The organism is Variovorax sp. YR266, assembly GCF_900107295.1.
Taxonomy (GTDB): Bacteria; Pseudomonadota; Gammaproteobacteria; order Burkholderiales; family Burkholderiaceae_C; genus Variovorax.
Genome location: NZ_FNPM01000002.1, coordinates 173,614 through 193,480 on the forward strand (window position 1 = coordinate 173,614; position 19,867 = coordinate 193,480).

Annotated in this window: 15 protein-coding genes; 4 read left to right on the forward strand and 11 right to left on the reverse strand. The window is 67.5% G+C overall.

Annotation, left to right across the window (positions count from 1 at the left end; all coding sequences use genetic code 11):
* Positions 1 to 10: 10 nt before the first annotated feature.
* The 4 genes from BLW48_RS06355 to BLW48_RS06370 are packed head-to-tail and all read right to left on the reverse strand — an operon-like array spanning position 11 to position 6,150.
* On the reverse strand, positions 11 to 382 hold the full coding sequence (locus BLW48_RS06355; RefSeq protein WP_093056812.1) for a RidA family protein: 372 nt from the start codon (positions 380 to 382) through the stop codon (positions 11 to 13).
* Positions 379 to 1,887 carry an efflux transporter outer membrane subunit gene (locus BLW48_RS06360; RefSeq protein ID WP_093173477.1) on the reverse strand — a complete coding sequence of 503 codons (1,509 nt, stop codon included), beginning with the start codon at positions 1,885 to 1,887 and terminating at the stop codon, positions 379 to 381. Before BLW48_RS06360 ends, BLW48_RS06355 begins: the two co-directional genes overlap by 4 nt.
* Before the next feature lie 20 nt (positions 1,888 to 1,907).
* Positions 1,908 to 5,003, reverse strand: coding sequence for an efflux RND transporter permease subunit (locus BLW48_RS06365; RefSeq protein ID WP_093173479.1), 3,096 nt, complete (start codon positions 5,001 to 5,003; stop codon positions 1,908 to 1,910).
* Complete coding sequence (locus tag BLW48_RS06370; RefSeq protein WP_093174142.1) at positions 4,996 to 6,150, reverse strand: efflux RND transporter periplasmic adaptor subunit; 1,155 nt, start codon at positions 6,148 to 6,150, stop codon at positions 4,996 to 4,998. Before BLW48_RS06370 ends, BLW48_RS06365 begins: the two co-directional genes overlap by 8 nt.
* Positions 6,151 to 6,358: 208 nt before the next feature.
* Here BLW48_RS06370 and BLW48_RS06375 point away from each other — a divergent pair, with 208 nt between their 5' ends.
* Together BLW48_RS06375 and BLW48_RS06380 are read left to right on the forward strand one after the other, a co-directional pair.
* Positions 6,359 to 7,054, forward strand: a complete 696-nt coding sequence (locus BLW48_RS06375) for a response regulator transcription factor (RefSeq protein WP_093075196.1) — start codon at positions 6,359 to 6,361, stop codon at positions 7,052 to 7,054.
* Positions 7,047 to 8,459, forward strand: coding sequence for a sensor histidine kinase (locus BLW48_RS06380; protein WP_093174144.1), 1,413 nt, complete (start codon positions 7,047 to 7,049; stop codon positions 8,457 to 8,459). The genes BLW48_RS06375 and BLW48_RS06380 overlap by 8 nt, the downstream gene beginning before the upstream one ends.
* A 22-nt stretch (positions 8,460 to 8,481) precedes the next feature.
* Here BLW48_RS06380 and BLW48_RS06385 read toward each other — a convergent pair whose 3' ends face one another.
* The 3 genes from BLW48_RS06385 to BLW48_RS06395 are packed head-to-tail and all read right to left on the reverse strand — an operon-like array spanning position 8,482 to position 13,100.
* Positions 8,482 to 10,068 (reverse strand): J domain-containing protein, encoded by a 1,587-nt coding sequence (locus BLW48_RS06385; protein WP_093173481.1) that lies wholly within the window; start codon positions 10,066 to 10,068, stop codon positions 8,482 to 8,484.
* Positions 10,065 to 11,363 carry an energy transducer TonB gene (locus BLW48_RS06390; RefSeq protein WP_093173483.1) on the reverse strand — a complete coding sequence of 433 codons (1,299 nt, stop codon included), beginning with the start codon at positions 11,361 to 11,363 and terminating at the stop codon, positions 10,065 to 10,067. The genes BLW48_RS06385 and BLW48_RS06390 overlap by 4 nt, the downstream gene beginning before the upstream one ends.
* Positions 11,364 to 11,387: 24 nt before the next feature.
* Positions 11,388 to 13,100, reverse strand: coding sequence for an Hsp70 family protein (locus BLW48_RS06395; RefSeq protein WP_093173485.1), 1,713 nt, complete (start codon positions 13,098 to 13,100; stop codon positions 11,388 to 11,390).
* Positions 13,101 to 13,269: 169 nt separating this feature from the next.
* On the opposite strand from BLW48_RS06395, the gene BLW48_RS06400 reads away from it, so the two are divergent.
* Positions 13,270 to 13,947 carry a site-2 protease family protein gene (locus BLW48_RS06400; RefSeq protein ID WP_093173487.1) on the forward strand — a complete coding sequence of 226 codons (678 nt, stop codon included), beginning with the start codon at positions 13,270 to 13,272 and terminating at the stop codon, positions 13,945 to 13,947.
* A gap of 87 nt (positions 13,948 to 14,034) precedes the next feature.
* The gene (locus BLW48_RS06405) at positions 14,035 to 15,015 is read left to right on the forward strand and encodes a tripartite tricarboxylate transporter substrate binding protein (RefSeq protein ID WP_093173489.1); all 981 of its coding nucleotides are present in this window, start codon (positions 14,035 to 14,037) and stop codon (positions 15,013 to 15,015) included.
* Between the two features lie 9 nt (positions 15,016 to 15,024).
* On the opposite strand, the gene BLW48_RS06410 is transcribed toward BLW48_RS06405, so the two are convergent.
* The 4 genes from BLW48_RS06410 to BLW48_RS06425 form a co-directional block, all read right to left on the reverse strand.
* The gene (locus BLW48_RS06410; RefSeq protein WP_093056806.1) at positions 15,025 to 15,411 is read right to left on the reverse strand and encodes a DUF4150 domain-containing protein; all 387 of its coding nucleotides are present in this window, start codon (positions 15,409 to 15,411) and stop codon (positions 15,025 to 15,027) included.
* Positions 15,412 to 15,437: 26 nt separating this feature from the next.
* The gene (locus tag BLW48_RS06415; RefSeq protein ID WP_093173491.1) at positions 15,438 to 16,106 is read right to left on the reverse strand and encodes a DUF3540 domain-containing protein; all 669 of its coding nucleotides are present in this window, start codon (positions 16,104 to 16,106) and stop codon (positions 15,438 to 15,440) included.
* A complete protein-coding gene (locus tag BLW48_RS06420) occupies positions 16,103 to 17,104 on the reverse strand; it encodes a pentapeptide repeat-containing protein (RefSeq protein WP_177142282.1) in 1,002 nt (333 codons plus the stop codon). The genes BLW48_RS06415 and BLW48_RS06420 overlap by 4 nt, the downstream gene beginning before the upstream one ends.
* A gap of 80 nt (positions 17,105 to 17,184) precedes the next feature.
* Complete coding sequence (locus tag BLW48_RS06425; RefSeq protein WP_093173495.1) at positions 17,185 to 19,848, reverse strand: DUF2169 family type VI secretion system accessory protein; 2,664 nt, start codon at positions 19,846 to 19,848, stop codon at positions 17,185 to 17,187.
* Between the last annotated feature and the right edge of the window lie 19 nt (positions 19,849 to 19,867).

The following is a 19,867-nucleotide window of genomic DNA, read 5'->3' on the forward strand; positions in this document are numbered from 1 at the left end:
CGCATACCTTTCATGGCACTGGCCCGACGGCCGCCGTGGCCTGGATCTCGACGCGGTATTCCGAGTCGATCAGCTTCGCCCCCACCGTGGCGCGCGCTGGCGTGTGGCCGGCGGGCACCCATTCGTCCCACACAGAGTTCATCGCGGCGTAGTCGCCCACGGTGCGCAGGTAGATCGTCACGCTGACCAGGTCTTTCTTCGTTGCGCCCTGCGTGGCGAGCATGTCGTCGATGTGATGCAAGATCTCGCGCATCTGCCCGGTGATGTCGAGCGACGGGTTCTCGGCCACCTGGCCGGAGAGGTAGAGCAGGCGCGCGGCGCCCAGGTCGACGGTCACCATCTCGCTGAAGCGGGGGCCCATCTCGTGGCGGATGATGTTCATGGCGATGCGGGGGAATGGGAAGAAGACGAGGCGGCTAACTGCGCCGGTGGAGCAGCAGTATTCCACCAGCCGCCGCCGAGCGCCTGGAAGAGGGCCGCCGCGTCGGTCAGCCGTAGCGCGCGGGCCTGCACGAGATTGAGCAGCGCCTGCTGCTGAGCCTGCTGCGCAATGCGCAGCGACAACGCGCTGGCGTCACCAAGCCGCACCTGCGCCCGCGTGCGCGCCAGGCTCTGCGAGGCCGTGCGCTCGGACTTCAGGGCCGCCTGCAGCATGCGGGTGTCGGCGTCGATGGCTTCGAGCGTGTTGGCGACGTCCTGGAAGGCGGCGAGCACCGTCGCTCGGTACTGCGCGGCCGCCTGGTCGAACGAAGCCCGCGCGGCAGCTTCGCGGTGCTTCAGCGCGCCGCCATCGAAGATGGGCTGGGTCACGCTGGCCGCGACGGTCCAGAACAGCGATGACGACTTGAACAGCTCCGACAGCGTGTAGGCCGACGAACCATACGAATTCACGCCCAGCGTCACGTTCGGCAGCCGCGCGGCGACCGCTACGCCGATGGCGGCGCTGGCCGCCTGCAGCTGCGCCTCGGCCGCACGCACGTCAGGCCGGTGCTCGACCAGGCTGGACGGCAAGGTCAGCGGCAGCTCCGCAGGCAGTTGCAGGGCATCGAGATCGAAATGCGCCGCCACGCCTTCGCTCGGGTAGCGGCCTGCCAGCGTGGCCAGCAGGTTGCGCTGCTGCGCGAGTTGCTTGTCGAGCGGCGGCAGCGTGGCCTCGGTTGCGGCCAGCGAGGCTTCTTGCGCATCGACGTCGGCCAGCGCCACCTGTCCCAGCGCCTGCTGCTTGCGATAGGCCTGCAGCAATTCTTTCTGCCCCGCGACGATTTCCAGCGTGGCGCCTTGCTGCGCGCGGAGAGAGGCTTCGGTGATCGCGGCGGCCACCACGTTGCTGCTCAGCGTGAGCTTCGCGGCCAGGCTCTGGAAGCGCTGCAGCTCGGTCTGCGCCTGCGAGCCCTCGACCTGCCGGCGCGTGGCGCCGAACGCGTCGGGCGTGTACGACACCGTTACCTGTGCGGTGTGCAGCGTGTACAGGTTCGCGTTGGAAGAAACCGGACTCGCGACCGCGCTGGCCACGCGCTGCCGAGTGGGCGAGTAGCCCAGCGCCACGCTGGGCCAGAACGCGGCGCGATCGGCGGCTTCGTTCTCCTGCGCCGCGCGCAGGGCGGCATCTGCGGCCTCGATGGTCGGGTTGCCCGCCAGGCTCTGCGTTACCAGCGCGTTCAGCGGCTCGGAGCGAAAGGCTTGCCACCACTGCGCCGGCACGTCGAGCTCGGGCGACAGGTGCGCCAGTGGCACGCCTTCGGCCTCCTTGCTGGTGGGTGGCGAGGCTGTGTACTGCGTGGGCAGGTTCAGCGGCGGTCGCACATAGTCTGGCCCGACCGCGCAGCCACCCAGCAGCAGCACGATGCCGGCCGCCACGGGCGCCGCAAGGCTTGTTGTCTTCTTCATGTGTTGTGTCTCCAGCCTTCCTAACGGTCGCGGCGCGAGCGCGTGCCCCAGCCCTTGCGCTCGAAAACGCGCTCCATCGCGAAATACAGCGTCGGCAGGATGAACAGCGTGAGCAGCGTCGACACCACCAGCCCGCCGACCACCACCGTTGCCAGCCCGCGCTGCACGTCGGTGCCCACGCCGGTGGCCAGCGCTGCCGGCAGCATGCCGACCGATGCCACCGTGGCCGTCATCAGCACCGGGCGCAACCGCTCGGCCGCGCCTTCGAGCACCGAGGCTTGCAGGGCAAGCCCTTCGCCGCGCACGCGCCGGAAGTTCGCGACCATGATGATCCCGTTCTGTATGGACACGCCGAACAGCGCGATGAAGCCCACGGCAGTGGCCACGTTGAGCGTTTCGCCCGCCACGTGCACCGCGATCAGGCCGCCCAGCGTGGCCATGGGCACCACGCCGAGGATCAGCGCCACCTGCCGGATCTTGCCGAACTGGAAGAACAGCAGCACCGCCATGATGCAGACCACGATGGCCAGCGACACGCCCAGGCGGGCCTGCGCGCGCTGCTGGTTCTCGAACTGGCCGGCCCATTGCAGCCTGAATTTGGCCGGGTCGAACTTCACTTCCTTCGCGATGCGCGCCCGTGCCTCATCGAGATACGAAGCCAGGTCGCGGTCGCGGTTGTCCACTCGCACGGTGATCTGCCGCTCGTTCATCTCGTGCGAGATGGTGCTTTCGCCGGTCTGCAGCCGGATGTCGGCCACCTGCGACAGCGGCACCTTCGCGCCGCTGGAGCTGTTCAGCAGCAACGCGCCGATGGCCTCGGTGTTGCCTTTGGCGCTCTTGGGCATCTTCACTGCCACGTTGTAGGTGCGGTTCTCCGCATACACCGTGATCACCGGCGCGCCGCCGATGCCGGTCTGGATCAGGCTGGCCACGTCGTTCGCGTTGACGCCGAAGCGCGCCGCCGCCTCGCGGTTCAGCTCGATCACCACCTGCGGAATCGGTGGCTCCTGGAACAGCGAGGCCGAGGCCGTGCCGCGCACCGTCTCCAGCAGATCGACGATCTGGTTGCCGATGCGCCGGCTTTCCTTCAGGTCGTCGCCGTAGATGCGCAGCACCAGCGGGCTGTGCGCGCCGCCCACCGAATCGTTCACGCCGTCGATGATCGGTTGGCTGATACCCACGTCGAAGCCCGGCATGCGCGCGAAGCGCTCGGTCAGCGTGCGCACGAAGGCGGCCTTGTTCACCCCGGCCGGCCATTCGCTGTAGGGCTTGAGGCCCACGGGCACCTCCATGTGCGAAGGTGTCCAGGGGTCGGTGCCGTCGTCGTTGCGGCCCAGCTGTGTCACCACGTACGACACCTCCGGGTATTCGAGCAGCACATGCCGCAGTTCGGTGGCCATCTCGCTGGCCTTGTCGAGCGACAGGCCCGATGGCAGCTGCACCTGCAGCCACAGCGCGCCTTCGTCGATGTCTGGCAAGAACTCGCGTCCGGCCGTGGCGCCCAGCACCATCACCGCGGCCAGCGCCAGCGCGCTCAGGCCGTAGGCGATGGCGGGCACGTCCAGCAGCTTCGCCAGCACGCGACGGTATGCGCGCGTGAGCCACTCCAGCGGCTTGTTGACGAAGGGCTTGCTCGGCTTGCGCAGCGCCACGTAGGCCAGGCTGGGAATGAGCGTCAGCGCGCAGAGCAGGGCGCCCACCAGCGCGTAACCCACCGTGAAGGCCATCGGCTTGAACAGCTTGCCCTCGGCCCGCTCGAAGGCGAACAGCGGAAAGTACGCGGTGATGATGATCAGCGTGGCGAAGAAGATCGGCCCCGACACATGGCTTACGGTTTCGAGGATGTTTCCCTCGGTGAGCGTGGCTTCGGGTTCTTCCTCGCGCCGCCGCAATATCGCTTCCATCACCACGATGGCCCCGTCCACGATGATGCCGAAGTCGATCGCGCCCAGCGAGAACAGGTTGGCCGGCATGCGGGTGAAGTGCATCACGATGAACACCGTGACCAGCGACATCGGAATGGCCACGGCAGCAACCACCGCGCTGCGCGGGCTGCCCAGGAAAAGAATGAGCACGAAGCACACCAGCGCCATGCCTTCGAGCACCGTGTGCGTCACCTTGTCGACGGTGAGCTTCACCAGGTCGTCGCGGTCGATGTAGGGCACGATCTTCACGCCCATGGGCGCGAGCTCGGCCTGCAGTTCGTCGATCTTGGCGTGCACGCCTTCGAGCACGCGAGACGGGTTCTCGTACTTGAGCATCAGCACGATGCCCTCGATGGTGTCCGGGTTGGTGTCCTTGCCGAGGATGCCGCCGCGCTCCTGGTGGCCGAACTGCAGCCGCCCCAGGTCGCGCACCAGCACAGGCGAGCCGCCGTTCTGCGCCACAACCACGGTGCCCAGGTCGTCCAGCGTGTGGATCTGGCCGATGCCGCGCACCACGTAGCTCTGGTCGCCCCGCGCGATGCGCCCGCCGCCCGCGTTGGCGCTGTTGTTGTTGATGGCTGTGACCACGTCGTTCAGCACCAGCCCGTACTTCTGCAGGCGCGCCGGATCGAGCTCGAGCTGAAATTCGCGCGTGAAGCCGCCGAAGTTGTTGATGTCCACCACGCCCGCCACCTGCTTGAGCGCGGGAATCACCTTCCAGCGCTGCAGCTCCGACAGCTCCATCAGGTTCTTCGTGTCCGATTCGAGCGTGTAGCGGTAGATCTCGCCGGCCGGCCCCGCAACGGGGCCCAGGCCCGGCTGAGCGCCCGAAGGCAGGCTGACCTGCCCGATGCGCTCGGTCACGCGCTGGCGCGCGAAGTAGTCGTCGGTGCCATCCTTGAAGCTCAGGTTGATGAGCGACAGCCCGAAGGTGCTGCTCGAGCGGATCGAGGCCAGCCCCGGCGTGTTGCTCAGCGCGCGTTCCAGCGGCGTGGTGATCTGCTGCTCGATTTCCTCGGCGGCCAGGCCGTTGACCTGCGTCGTTACCTGCACGGTCACGTCGCCGAGATCGGGGTAGGCCTCGACCGTCATCTGCGTCCACGACCAGGCGCCGAACAGAACCAGCGCCACCGACATCGCCCAGGCCAGGTGCCTGCGGCGAAAGAACTGGGTGATGATGAGATTAATCATTCAGCAGCACACCACCACGCACCACCACGCGCTCGCCCACGGCCAGGCCGCTGCGGATGCGGACCTTGTCGCCGTCCTCGCGGCCCAGTTCGACCATGCGCCGCACGAAGGTCCAGGGCTCGGCCTCGACGAACACGCTCACGCTGTCGTTGTTCATCAAGAGCGCCGAGGCCGGCACCTGCGGCTGCGCGCCCTGCGGCACGCCCAGCACGGCCGTCGCGTACATGTTGGGCTTGAAGATGCCCTCGGAGTTGGCGAACACGATGCGCGCGCGGGCGCGGCGCGTGTCGGCGTCGAGCACCGCGCTCACGAAGCCGACCTTGCCGCTGAAGCTGCGGCCCGGATAGGCCGCCAGCGTGATGACCGCGTTCTGCCCCGGGGTGACCGCACCCACGACGTTCTCGGGCACGTTGACCGTGACCCAGACCGAGTCGAGGTTCGACACCGTCATCAGCGCCGCATTGGCGTCGTTCAGGTTGGCGCCCGCGGCGGCATTCAGCGCCGTGACCGTGCCGGCCATGGGCGCGACGATCTTCAGCACCTGGCCGGCTTGCCCGCCGCTGCCTTCAGCGCCCAGGCTGCGCAGGCGCGTTTCGCTGCGGTGCAGCTCTGCCGTCTGTTGCGCGACGCTGCTCTGGGCCGCCTCCACGTCTTTCGCGGCGTTGGAGCCGGCTTCGTTCACGCCGCGTGCCCGCACCAGCGCGCGCTGCGCCAGGTCGAGCGCGTCGCGGGCCTTCTGCGCGTCGGCCACGGCCTGCGCGAGATCGGGCGAGGCCATCGTGGCGAGCACCTGGCCGCGCTTGACCGTGTCGCCCAGGCGCACCTTCAGTTCGAGCAGCTTGCCGGTCAGCGGGGGAAGAATGTTGACGGTGCCGGCCGGGTTGGCCTCCACCGTGGCGGGCAGGCTCACTTCGTGCGGCAGGGTGTCCTGGCCGACCGTGGCGACCAGCAGGCGCTCGCGCAGCGGCGAGCCGGCGGGCACGCTCAGGCGGTTGCCCTGGCGCACGAGCATCGGCGCGGGCGCGGCGGCCGCGGCGGTGGCGGCATGGGCGGTGTTGTCGAAGGAGTCGACGCACAGCGCCGCGCAGGTCAGTACGCCGAACACGATGCGTGCCGGCGTCATCTGGTACAGGGATTTCTTTTTCATCTTCATCGTCGCAATGCGTCCGTTGCGAGGACGGGCGCGCTGCGCACGGGGTGCCTTCCCCATGCCCTCGATCCGCTCCCGTCTCCTCTCGGCGAGGGTACGAAAGGGCGACTTAAGAAGTTCTCAAGAAATCCTGAAGATGTCTTAAGGATTGGCCCTTGCGCACCCCTGCGGCCTGCAGTCAGGAAGCCGGGGCATGATTCGCGCCATGAGAATTCTGTTGATCGAAGACGACCGCAAGGCCGCCCGGCTGCTGGCCCGCGGCCTGCAGGAAGAGGGCTTTGTCGTCGACGTCGTGCACACGGCGGAGGAGGGCGACGAAGAAGCCTTCGTCGTCGCCTACGACCTGATCGTGCTCGACTGGATGCTGCCCGGTAAGGACGGCCTCACGCTGTGCCGCGACCTGCGCCAGCGCGGCTGCAAGACGCCCGTGCTCATGCTCACCGCCCGCGACGCGCTGAGCGACCGCGTGGCCGGCCTCAACACCGGCGCCGACGACTACCTGACCAAGCCCTTTGCCTTCGACGAGCTGCTGGCCCGCGTGCGCGCCTTGCTGCGTCGCTCCGAGATCATGCGGCCTGTGGTGCTCGCGCTGGCCGACCTGAGCCTCGACCCGCAGAGCCAGCGCGTGCTGCGCGGCGGCATGGTGCTGGACCTGACGCACAAGGAGTTCGCGATCCTGCAGATATTGCTGCGCCATGCCGGCGAGGTGGTGAGCCGGTCGCGCCTGGCCGAGCAGGTGTGGAAGGACGACCTGATCGCCATCGACAACCTCATCGACGTGCACATCAGCAACCTGCGCCGCAAGGTCGACGCGCCGCCGGCCGCGCCGTTGATACAGACCGTGCGCGGGCGCGGCTTCAGGCTGGCGCTGGCCGATGACGGCGTGGTTGGGCATGCTTAGTTTCCGCAAGCGGCTGGCGCTGGCGCACGTCAGCGTGATCGTGGTGGTGATGGCGATCGCCGCCTTCGGCTCCTACCTCGTGTTCGCGCGCAACGTGCACCGCGAGCTCGATGCCGCGCTGCTCGCGCTGGCCGAGACCGAAATGGGCATGCTGCTGTCCGCCGGCGAGGGCGACACCGTGATCGTGCACGAGGCCCCGCCCGGCCCCGGCGCGCCGTCGTTCGTGCGGCTCGACCGGCTGGTGCAGATCGTCGACGCCGAGGGCCGCGTGCTGGCGCGCAGCAGCAACCTCGGCGAGGCGCAACTGCCCATTCCGCCCGCGCTGCGCGAGCGGCTCGCGGCGGGCGAGACCGTGTTCGAAACACTCGACGGATTCGGCGAGGAACCGACGCGCATGGTCTCGGTGCCCGTGCCGGGGCGCGGCTCTTCCTTGTTGGCAGTGCAGGTGGCCGGCTCGCTGGACGACGTGAACCGCACGGTGGCGATGGCCAGCGTGCTGTTCCTGATCCTCGGCGGCGCGCTGCTGCTGGCGCTGGGTGCGGCGGGCGCGCTGATCACCCGGCGCGCCTTCGGTGCCATCGACGACGTGGTGCAGCAGGCGCACCGCATCGGCGACGCGAACCTGGGCGAGAGGCTGCCGCACCCCGGAACGAACGACGAGATCGGCCGGCTGGTCGACACGCTCAACGCCATGCTGGCGCGCATCGAGCAGGGCATGGAGGCGCAGCGGCGATTCACGGCGGATGCGTCGCACGAGCTGCGCTCGCCGCTGTCGCGGTTGCGCACCGAGCTTGAACTCGCTTTGCGCAGGCCGCGCGAACCGGCGGCCTATGTGGAGACGCTGCATTCCTCGCTCGAAGAAGTCGAATCGCTCACGCTGCTGGTCGAAGAGCTGCTGGTGCTGGCCCGGCTCGACGCGGGCCAGGAGCGCGACGCGGCCGAGACGGTGTCGCTGAACGTGCTGGCGGAAGAGGCCGTGCGCCGGCTGGAGCCGATGGCGCGCGAGCGACGGCTGGAGATTTCATTGGAGCCTGCGCCGCCCGTGGCTGCACGGGTGGCGCGCGGCGCGGCGAGCCTCGCGCTGGCCAATCTGCTTGACAACGCGCTCAAGTTTTCGCCGGCGAGCACCACGGTGCGCGTGAGCCTGCGTGCGGACGTGGAGGCGAATGAAGCCGTCCTGAGTGTGGCGGACAGTGGGCCGGGCATTCGCGGAGACGAACTGCCGCATCTGTTCGAGCGCTTCTATCGCGGTGCCACGGCGCGGTCGGACGAGAAGACGCCGGGGCTTGGATTGGGGCTGGCGCTGTCGCAGGCCGTGGTGCATGCGCATGGCGGGCGGATCGAAGCGACGAACGAAGCGGGCGGCGGGGCGCGCTTCGATATGCGGTTGCCGCTGGCGCGGTGAGACTGCGGCTTTCCGATGCCGCCTAAGGCTGCCTGGACGGCGAACCGTTCGACAGCGGCGAGCCCGGTGTCAGCCAGACGCTGGTGTCGTCCACCACGCGCGGAGCCGGCGGTACGGGCTTGGGCTGCGGCGGGGGCGGTGGAGGAGGTGATGGTGGTGCGTCCGCCCGCCATGCGATTGGCGGCGAGGTCCAGGCACTGCCCCGGATCGTTGCAAGCTCCTTGTCCATGAGCGCCTTGGTCCGTTGCTGATTGCGCTTGAGCGAAACGTCCACAGCCGCAAGCGGCACCGGCGGCCGCCACAGCTGCTTGACGAGGCAGTCCAGCACCAGCCGGTCGAAGGCCGGCCCGAAGCTGCCTTTGTCGTGTTCCCGGCCGTGATAGCCAAGGATCTCCGCCGTGTCCGCGCATTTCTTCGCGTCTACTTTGCCCTTGGTCAAGCTGGCCACGGTCTTCTTCGCCACGTCGAACTGGGCTACGGCGGGTGCGGGCACCGCTGGAGGAGGCGGCCTTGGCGCGGTGAGCGGCGCCGCCGGGGTGATCGAAGGCACATGCAAGGGAGCCGGCTGGCTGTAGCCAGAGCCGGCCAGGCGCGGAAAGCTCGCAGCGGGCGGTATGTAGGGATCGTTGCTCGACGACAGCATCCTGCCCAGGCTCCCGAGCACAAGGAACGCGAGAAACAGGAAGCCGGCGACATTGTTGGAGCCCTTGTCGCCGGAGGGTTTGGACCGGGCTTTTGCTACCGTGCCATGCGGCTTGCCGGTAACGGCCCGGCGCCACTTGGGCACCTCGGCATCCCACTCCCGCCATTTCACGAGGTTCTGCGTGTTGGTGACCACGTGCAGCCAGTTCGGCCAGGTGGCGTTCAACTGCTCGGCCAGCGGCAGGTCCTGGATCAGCACGCGGTCGCTCGGGCGGCGGGCGTGGCGCAGGCGGCGGATCAGCTCGCGCTGCGGTGTGCGATGTGTGTCGAGTTGGCGGTCGTACATCTCCAGTTCGCGGATGGCCACGTCGATGAACTGCCCCGCGGGCCCCAGCCGCAGCAGTCGGCTGCCGTCCTCGCGCCACTTGAAGCACGTCATGGCCGGGCCAAACAGAAACTCGTGGCCGGGCTTCCAGCCTCGCGCGAGGATCGTTGCCAGGCCCCATTCGAAGAGGAACTGTGCGTCCAGGTCGAGCAGCCGCGGGTCGTCGAGCATGCGTTCGAGAAGCTGGCGGCCTTCGGCGAGGTCGGTGGGCGGGCGGACTTCCAGGCGCTCCTGCAGTTCGCCCAGCACAGCGCGGGCGAGCGTTTCGGAGTCGGCCAGCCGGGCGCGGGAGGCTGCTTCGTCGTCCTTGCGGTCGGGTGGCGCCTCCGGCGCGGGGCCTTGCTGCGGCTGCGGCGCCACCGCCTCCGGTGCTTCCTGCGCGGCGGCCTGCGCACGCTGCTGCATGTAGTTCGCCCAGCCCATCGCGGTCTCGTAGGCTTCGCGCAGTGCCTGGAAGGCCTCGGGGTCGGCCTCCTGGTCGATCTGCTTCAGGCGCTGGGCGTAGGCCCGGCGTATGGCGCGCTCGTCCGCCTCGTCATCGAGCCCGAGGTGCTGCAGGAAGGGAAACGATTGAGTGCTCATGAGCCAAGCCGGAAATTGACTGGTGCCTTGAACCAGGCATCCACGTTCTGGCCCTCGATCCGGGCCGGCTGGAAGCTGGCCGTGCGCATGCCGCGCACTGCGGCCTCGTCGAGCAGCGCATGCCCAGACCCCTGTACGACGCGCACTTCGCCGATATCGCCGTTCTTGCGAACGAGCACGCCGACGATCACTTGTCCCTGCTGCCCTTCGCGCTTGGCCTGAGCGGGGTAGAGGATCCGGGGGGGCGTGAGGTAGATGGCTGGTGAGCCGACCGTGCCTTCATCGGCGAACTTTGGTGGCGGCTCTCCTGGTATTTCGGACGCCCCTCGGGCATGCGCCTGTGCAACTGTGGCGGCAGGTTTGTCGTCCGGTGCGGTCCACCACAACAGAACGCATAGCCCGACGATGAACAACATGGCCAAGGCGATCTTGCGGCCCAGCGGTTCGGGCTTCGAAGGTGCAGCCGGCCGTCGTCGTGCCGGACTGGCAGCCTCCCGCGCCCATTCGCGCCAGCGCTCGAGGTTGCGTGTGTTGGTCACGATGTGCAGCCAGTGCGGATACAACGACACCATGTGCTCGACCGCGGGCAGGCACACGGCCAGCACCTGGTCGTCCGGCCGCTCGCTCTCGCGCAGCCGCTGGATCAGTTGCTCGCGCGACGCGCCGTTGTAGATCGGCGCCTGGCGGCTGCCAAAGGCTTCGAGTTCGACGATCGCGCTGTCCACGACCTGCCCCTCGCGGCCCAGCGACAGCAGCCGCGCCCTGTCGTGGCGCCAGTCGAAGGTTTCGACGGCCATTTCGAACAGCAGTTCGTGCCCCGGCTGCCAGCCCGACGCGAGGATGGCCGTGACGCCCCACTCGAAGAAAAAGCGCGCGTCCATGTCGATGAGGCGCGGATCGTCGAGCGCCTGCTGCAGGCACTCGCGCACTTGTGCGGGCTTGGTGAAGTGCTGCTCGTGCAGGGCCTGCGCCAGTTCTGCGCGCAAGACCTCGGCCATCGCGCGCGGATCGTGTGACGTCGCGATGGGCTCGGTTGCCGCGACCGCCTCGGGCTCCGGTGCGGGCAAGGGTGCGGGGGCGGGTTCAGGCTGCTCGTGGTCTTCCGTCTGCTGTTGCAAGCGCCATTGAAGCCACCGCATCGAGGTCTCGTAGGCCTCGCGCAGGGCCTGGAAACCCGCGGGGTCGGCTTCCTGGTCGACGGCCTTCAGGCGCTGAGCATAGGCGCGGCGCACGGCGCGCTCGTCCGCGTCTTCGTCGAGATCCAGGTACCGGAGAAACGGCACGGAACTGGTCATGGGGCCTCGGCCAGCAGGCGTGCGTCAGTCGTCGCCGAGGATGAAGCCCTCGCGCTCGATGTGATTGAGCTGTGTCTCCAACTGGCGCTGGGCCGGTGCGATGACGCGCTTGTCCTGCGAAGCCAGCACGCGTTCGAACTCGCGGATCTGCGCGCCAAGCCAGGCACGCACGTCGCCGCGCAACTGCTGGTAGAGCCGTTCGGCACGCGCCAGCAGCGTGCGGTTTTCGAGCGTGTCGCGCGGGTGGATCTTCAGCTCGTCGAGCGCTAACAGGCGTTCGGCAATTTCGCTTTCCGACAGCAGGCCCGGGTTGCCCTCGATGAGCACGCTCGACTTGTGCTGCGTCTTCTGCACCGTCGCCTCGACCTGCAGCAGGCCGTTGACGTCGTAGGTGAAGCGCACGTCCACGCCCGACTCTTCGGCGGCGATGCCCGGCAGCTCGACGCGCAGCTGCCCCAGGTGGATGTTGTCGCGCACCATGCGCGCCTCGCCCTGGAAGATGTTCAGGTCGACCAGCATCTGGCCCTTGCTGGTCGGAAAGTAGGTCTTGACGCGGCTGATGGGCACCGGGCTGTTGCGCTCGATGATCGGATCGAAGTGCCCCGGCGAAGAGGTGGTCTCGGAGATTCGCATGCTGACCTCGACGCCGAGCGAGTAGGGCGACACGTCGGTCATCACCACTTCCTTCAGCGCCGCGTCCTTGGCTTTCAGCCCCGCTTGCACAGCGGCGCCGAGCGCCACCACTTCGTCGGGGTTGAAGTCGATCGAAGGGAAGCGGCCGAACATCGTGGTGACAAGCCGGCGCACGATCGGCATGCGCGTGGCGCCGCCCGCGAGCACGATGTTGTCGAGTTGCCCGCTGCGCAGGTTGGCATCGCGCAGCGCGCGTTCGACCGGAGTGCGCAACCGCTTGAGCAGCGTGGCGCAGGCTTGTTCGAGCGTGCTTTCGTCGAGTTCGAGCGTGTGCTGCGTACCGCCTTGCCAGACCGACAGGGTGGCCTTGGGCTGTGTGCTCAGCGCACGCTTGGCGGCTTCGGCCGCACTTGTCAGCTGTTGCATGAAATGCGCGTCCTTGCGCAGCGAGGACGAGAGCTTGCGCCGTTCGAAGAACAGGTCGATCAGCACCAGGACGAAGTCTTCACCACCCAGGAAGTTGTCGCCGGCTGATGCGCGCACCTCCATCACGCCCTCGAACATTTCAAGGATCGACACGTCGAAGGTGCCGCCGCCGAGGTCGAACACCAGGAAGCGGGTTTCCGCGCCCATGTGATGCATGCCGTAGGCAAGCGCAGCAGCGGTGGGCTCGTTCAGCAGGCGATCAACGCGCAGGCCGGCCATCTGGCCCGCAGTGCGCGTGGCCTTGCGCTGGGCGTCGGAGAAATAGGCCGGCACGGTGATGACGGCTTCGGTGACTGTCTCGCCCAATGCCGCTTCGGCGTCGGCCTTCAGCGCCTTGAGCACCAGCGCCGACAGTTCCTCGGGGCGGAAATCGCGGTTGCCGAGCCGCAGGGTCTTGTCGCTGCCCATGTAGCGCTTGAATACTGCGGCCGTGCGGTCGGGATGGGTCTGCAACCGGTCGCGTGCGGCGCGCCCGACCAGCACGGTGCCATCTTCATCGAGGCTCACGCACGAAGGCGTCAGCGTGTCGCCCAACCCGTTGGGGATCAGCGCCGATTGCCCGTCCCGCCATGCCGCGACCAGGCTGTTGGTGGTGCCCAGATCAATGCCAACGATCATGTCCTCGCTCCCGTGAACTGTTTTGCTGCTTTTTGATGAGCCGCCCCGGGCTGTACCTGCATTTCGGATGCAGACACGGGCTCTCGGGCAACGGCTCGAAATAGTTTAACAATCGGATACGAATTGATTCCTCACGCTGTCGGATCGCGACGGCAGGCACCTGGAAAAAATGCTCATCTTCCTGAAGTTCATCGCCGCCATTGCGCTGCTGGTCTGCATTCATCTCTTCGCGATGGCGGCGTTGGGGCGCTGGTGGGGCATCGCCGTGCGCAAGGTGTCGCTGGGCTTCGGCCCGCGGCTGCTGTCGCTCGGCATCTTTCATCTGCACGCGGTGCCGCTGGGCGGCAGCGTCCAGTTCAAGGACACGCGGGAGGAGGGTGTGCCGCTCGACAAACCGCCCGGCTACTTCGATGACGCCTTCAATCACAAGCCACGCGCGGTGCAGGTGCTGATTCCGCTGGCGGGCGTGGCTGCGCTCATCGTTGTCGCGCTGGTGTTGCGTCAGGGGGCCGCGGTGCCGAGTCTGGTTCATGGCTTCGCACAGTTCCTGACGGGCGCGCTCGATCCGCTGACCACTGGGCGGCAACTGGTGGGAGGTGCACGGGACTTTGCCGGGCAGCACACGTTCCTGCCGCTGCTCGGGATGCTCGCCGCGAAGCTGGCGGCCGTGAACCTGCTGCCGCTGCCGTTGCTGAACGGCGGCCAGGCGCTGCTCACGCTGGTGACGCGCGACCTGCGCGAGACGCCTGCGTGGCAGCGCAAGCTCACGGCGGTTTTCGTGTGGGTCTGGCTGGTGCTGATTGCGTCGTGGCTGTCCGCGATCCTCGCGTACGTCGAAGGGCGCTGACCCGCTCGCCGGGCAAACCCTGACCGTGCCGGCGTGCGGCGCTTCGAGAATGGCCCGGTCCATTCATTCCAAAGCAACGCCGCCACCATGCCCCACGCTACGCTGTCTCGCCGCCAGTTCACGCTCGCTACCGCCGCCGCAAGCCTCGCCTTGCCATCGTTCGCGCAGAGCGCATGGCCGACCAAGCCGATCCGCATCGTCGTGCCCTACACGCCCGGCGGATTCACCGACCAGATGGCGCGGCTGGTGCAGATCGGGCTGCAGACGAAGCTCGGTCAGCCGGTGCTGATCGACAACAAGCCCGGCGCCAACAGCCTGATAGGCGTCGATGCCATCGCCAAGGCGGCGCCCGACGGCACGACCTTCGGCGTCGTCATCGCCGCCTACGCGGCCAACACCACGCTGTACCCCAAGCTGCCCTACGACCCGCGAAAGGATTTGACGGGCGTGTCGCTGATGGGTGTGTCGCCGCTGCTGGCCGCGGTGAATGTCGATGCGCCTTTCAAGACCGCGCGCGAGCTCATCGACTATGCGCGCGCCAACCCGGGCAAGGTGAGCTTCGGCTCATCGGGCAACGGCTCGGCCGCGCACCTCACCACCGAGCTATGGAAGTCGCTGACGCAGACTTTCATGATCCACATCCCGTACCGGGGCGCGGTGCCGGCGCTGACCGACCTGATGGGCGGGCAGATCCAGCTTTTCTTCGACGCGCCCACGGGGCTCATCAACCAGGCCAAGGCCGGCAAGGTGCGGCTGATTGGTGTGGCGGGCGACAAGCGACTGGCGGCGGCGCCCGAGGTGCCGACCTTCATCGAGCAGGGCTTCGCGGGCTTCACCGGCAGCACCTGGGCCGGCATGCTTGCACCGGCCGCTACGCCGCGCGATGTAGTCAAGCGTATGTCGGAGGAGGTGGCGCGCATCATCAGGAGCGACGAGACGCGCGCGAAGCTCGACGCGATGGGCACCATTCCGGCGGGCAGCACGCCCGAGGAATTCGACGCCTTCATCACCGCGGAAACCGCCAAGTGGGGCAAGGTCATCCGCACTGCGGGGGTGAAGGCGGAGTAACGAACGGCCTCAGGCCGCGAGCATCAGCACCTTGCACTGGCTCGGCACGATGCGCATGCCCAGCGCGTTGCTGCGGTTCTGTACCGAGAGGCTCGTCATGCGCGTGGCCGGGCTGCCCTTCAGCAGCACGGTGAACGAGCCGGTGATGTGGCGCGAAGGCCCCATCACCGAAGGCGAGATCACACCCAGCGTCACGCCGGGGTTGTCGCCGTTGGTGAGCGGCGTGACGGTCGCCAGGTTGTGCGCCGGCGCGAACATGAAGAGGATGTTCCACGCATTGGGAATCGCGGTCGGGCCGAGCGCGAAGTTGGGGTAGGGGATGGGAATGGCCGGCGGCGTCTTGCACACGTCGGGAAAGGCCAGGTCCATGCCCATCATCTGGCAGTTGGCAAACATGCTGTCGACTCCTTGTGTTTCCGGGCTCAGCCCATGTGGATCTGCTTGGCGTCGACCTTCACGACCGCCTGCGCCGTGACCACCGTCTGCGTTGCGTGAATGCGGGCAAGGTCGGCGGCTTCGTAGTCGAGCTGGCCGCAACGCACCTGCTCCGTCTGCTCGGTCATGCGAAAGGCTGTGCGGCTGATGTGCACCAGGCGGTCCATCACGGTCTCGCACAGCCGGCCGACGACATGAATACTTGCGGCCATGGCCTTGACGGCGTTGCCGACGTAGTTCAGCCGGTCTACCTTGCAGTCGGCTTCGGTCGCGATCAGGGCGAAACGCTCGCTGCTGACTTCCACCGCCTTGGCGGATTGCAGCCGGATGGCTTCGCTGCTCTCGATGCGCACACCGCCCGCGGGCGTGGCCAGCGTGAGATGGCCTTTCGTCTCGATGTGCGCGGTGGTGTCGTCGGCCTGGTCGATCACGGCGATCAGGTACACGTGGTAGCGGTCGGGCCCGGCAATCAGCACCGTGTCGCCGAGTTCGGGGCGCAGGAGGCAGCTGGCGGCGCGGCGGCATTGCCAGGCACCGTCGTCGCATTCCACGCGGTACAGCGATCCTTCGGACAGGTGCTCGACCACCTTGCCCAGGCGCTGCACGGGCGCGTCGTCCGTGCCGGCCTGGGGACTGCGCAATGCTGCGATGTTCATGGGGTTTCGCCTTTCGTGAATGGGATGGAAGATGCATTCCGCTGCGCGGACCAGCGTTCCGCCTCGAACAGGTCGGGGTCGTTGGGCAGCACGCCGGCATGGCCGCGCAAGGCAGAGGGAACGTCGCGTGCGCCATGCAACTGGGTGCGGAAGAGCCGGGCATCGAAGTTCGCGCCTTCCAGTGCAGCCCCGGAAAAATCCGCGTAGGTGAGGTCCGCGCCGGCAAAGCTGGTGCCGGTGCAATCGGCCCGATGGAAGATGCACTGCTGCATGCTGGCCTCGCCGAAATCGGCAGCCGCGAGCTTCGCGTCGATCCACAGGCTCTGGTCGAAATGCGCGCCGCGTGCAACGACCCGACTCAGGTCGGCTTCGGGAAACAGCGCCTGCGGTGCATGAACGTTGCGCAGCACCGCATCGCGCAGCACGGCGCCCTTGAAGTTGCACTGCGCCATGTGGGCGCCCTCGAAGTTGCAGCCTTCGAGATCAGCGTCGGTGAACTGGCACAGCTGGAAGTGGTGGTTCGAAAAGTCGTGCCCGGCAAGGCGCGACTCGACGAAGACGACGCGCTCGAAGCGTGCCCCCGCCAGCGCGGTCTCGCGCAGGTCGACCTGATAGAACACGGCCCGGTCAAGCTGTGCCTGCGATAGGTCGGCACCATCCAGCGGCGACTTGAAGAACAAGGTCCGGTCCAGCAGGCCGGCTGCAAAGCGGCTGCGTGAAAGGGCACTTTCCATGAACTTGGTGTCTGCCACGCTGGCCTGCGAAAAGTCGCTGCCTGGCAACTGGCAACGATGAAACACCGCATCGTCCAGCACGGCACCTGTCAGGTTCGCCGATGGAAGCGCGCATTGCGAGAAGGCGGCTTTCTTGAGCTGTGCATCATTCAGCTGCACGCCGTTGAGCGTGCAACGATCGAACTGGGCTTCTTCGAAGTGCGTGCCGATGCAGCTCACACCGTCGAAGTCGACTTCCAGGAACACACCGCCGGAGAGATCCATTCCGTCGAGGCGCCAGCCTCTGCAGCTTCGCTCCCTGATCGGTTCGCCGCGCTGCACCATAGATTGCATTCGGTGCGGCGTCATGCGGCCGCGGCTTCCTGGCGCGCAGGGTAGACCTTGGCCAGGTGCGTGTAGGCGCCGTCGAGCAGCGTGGTGTCGTCCATGAGGCTCTGGGACACGTCGGCGCGAAAGAGGTTGGCGCCGCGCAGGTCGCTGCCGCGCAGGTCGGCCTTCTGAAAGCTCGCGTCGATCAGGTCGGCGTTCAGCAGGCTGGCATGCCGCAGGTCGGTGCGCACGAAGCGTGAGTCGCGTGCATTGGCGCGAGAGAGATCGGCCCGAGACAAGTCGCATGCGGAGAGGTCGCTGTTCTCCAGCCGCGCATCGCTGAAATCGGCTTGCGACAGGGCGACCTCGCGCAGGCTGCATTCGCGCAGGTGCGCGCCCTGGAACTTCGCCTCGCGAAAACTGCTGGTGCCGACGACGCAGGTGGTGCGCAGGCTCGCACGCGTGAAATCCATCTGCCCATCGGCCTGCACGTCGACGAACACGCTGCTCTCGAGTCGGGCTGCCACGAAGCTGACTGCGCCGGGCTTGCAGCTCACGAGATGCAGCTTGAACAACACGGCCTCTTCGAAGTCGAGCTGCTCCAGCCGTACCTTCTCGAGAAACATGACCACCTTGAGGCTGGCACCGTGAAAGCGGCAGCGCACGAATGCGGCCTCGATGACTGTGTTGTCTTCCCATTGCGAAGCGCTGAAGTCGCAGTCTTCGCAGAGGATGTTTTCCAGCACCGTGTTGCGCAGATGGGCGCCTGCGAACACGGTCTGCCTGCATTGAGCGAAACCCAGGTTGGCGTTGTCCAGCCGCGTGCCGCGCAGCGAAGCACCGTCGAGGCAGGCACGGGCGAGCACGGCACGGGAAAAGTCGGCGTTGTCGAGTTGCGCGCCGCGCAGGTTGGCGCTTTCCAGCTGTGCCCCGCAGAAGCGGGCGCCACGCAGGTCCATGCCCGAGAGGTCGGCGCCGGTCAGATCCATGTCCGAAAAATCGCGGCTGCCGGCGAGCAGCGCCGTTACCTGCTCGCGCACCTCGGCGGCGCGTGCCGGTGTCATCGGGTCGGCGGCGTCCTGGTGGTGGGCGCTGCTCAGGTACATCTTGCGTTGCGCCGCGGCAATCAATTCGCCGCGGCCCAGGAGCTCGGCGACGGGGGCCATGTCCGCTGCACGCGAGCCCGGCATTTCCGACATGGCCGCGGCCATGCTCTGGAGATGCGGCGCCATCGCCGCGGCGGGAGGCCCCTTGAGCCCGGAGCGCTCGCGGCCTTCGGTCAGCGCCAGCAATGGGCTCAGGTCCGGCTCCGTCGGGCCGGCTTCGGCGGCGCGCGTGCGAAGTGTCTCGCTCAGCTCCTGCTGCTGCGTATGCAGCTTCTGCCTGGCTTCTTCCTGCATGCGCTTGGTGCGCGCGACGAATTCGGGCAGGGTGTCCAGCGTGGGCAGGTCGTCGGCCGGGTCCTGGGGCGGAAAGTAGCGCGCGGGGTCCTGGCCGTCGCCGATCATCTGCTGGCGCATCTGCTCGCGCATCCACTCGCCGTGCTTGTGCGCATTACGGGCCAATGGGCCGAGTGGCCGGTCTTTCAGCGATACGGTGTCGAGCCAGGGGGCAATGGCCGCTGCGGGAACCAGTTCCCGATCGCGAAAGCTGTAGAGCGCGCCGCTTTCCGGATCCAGTCGTCGATGCAGGATGCCCTGGTAATAGCTGGCCGGAAGGGCTTCGGCGCCGGCTTCTTCGAGCGCTGGCATCAGGTGAATGACGTCGGCTGCGTCGTCTTCGCGGATGTCCGCCACACCGTGGTAGATCAGCACGATGCGCTCGCGGTGCGGGAAGAACCAGGCGGTCGTCATCCGCATCGGCACGTCGGTGAAGGTGGTCTCGCCGGCCTCGGAAGCCAGCGTCAGGAAGCAGCGCGCGCGCCAGTCCGGCAGGCGGCCTGCCTGATAGGGCTTGTGCGGGTGCATGTTCCAGATTTCGTAAGGCGCGGCATCGGGAATGCGATCGGCATCGCGCCACCACTGGTCTTCGGGCGCCGCGTTGAAGAGGTGCCAGTCCATGTCGCCGGAGAAGGCCGGAAAGTCTTCCTTGGCCCATTGGGCGTCGTATTCCTTGCCGATGCGGGCAAAGCGCCGGGGCCACATCACGTCGATCGCACCGAAGCCGGCGGGGGAGGGCTGCTGGTCGACACGCTGGATAGGTGCATCTGCAGACTCGACGTTCGGCAGCCGGCGCGTGCGCACGCCGTTGACCATCTCTTCCGCGGCGCCGATGCCGAGTGGGTTGTCCGCAAACGAGGCGCCGCCGTAGGCGTGCTGCCAGTCGAGCGGCATGCGCTCGAAGTCTTGCGGCGGCGTGGCGCGCTTGTCGAGCCAGTAGCGGTCGCCCGAGACGCGCAGGGTTTTTTCGAGCGTGCCGACGCGCATCTTCACCAGGCACTGGTTGCGGATCTGCTGGTGCGCGGTGTAGGCGTGGCCGGTGACCAAAAACTCTGCGCTGCGCTTGGGCATGCCGAGATCGAGCACACCCTGCTCGCCGATTTCCTCGGCCACCAAGGGCCAGAGCTCGGCGTCCGGGTAGAGCATGGGCACGCCATCCATACCTGTCATGGCGACCACTGTCAGCCCCAGGCGCTGGCGTCGCTGCCATGGAAACGGGCGGCTCAATACGCTGAGCCGGAGAGGCTTGATGACTTTCATGAAACAGGGAATGCGCTCG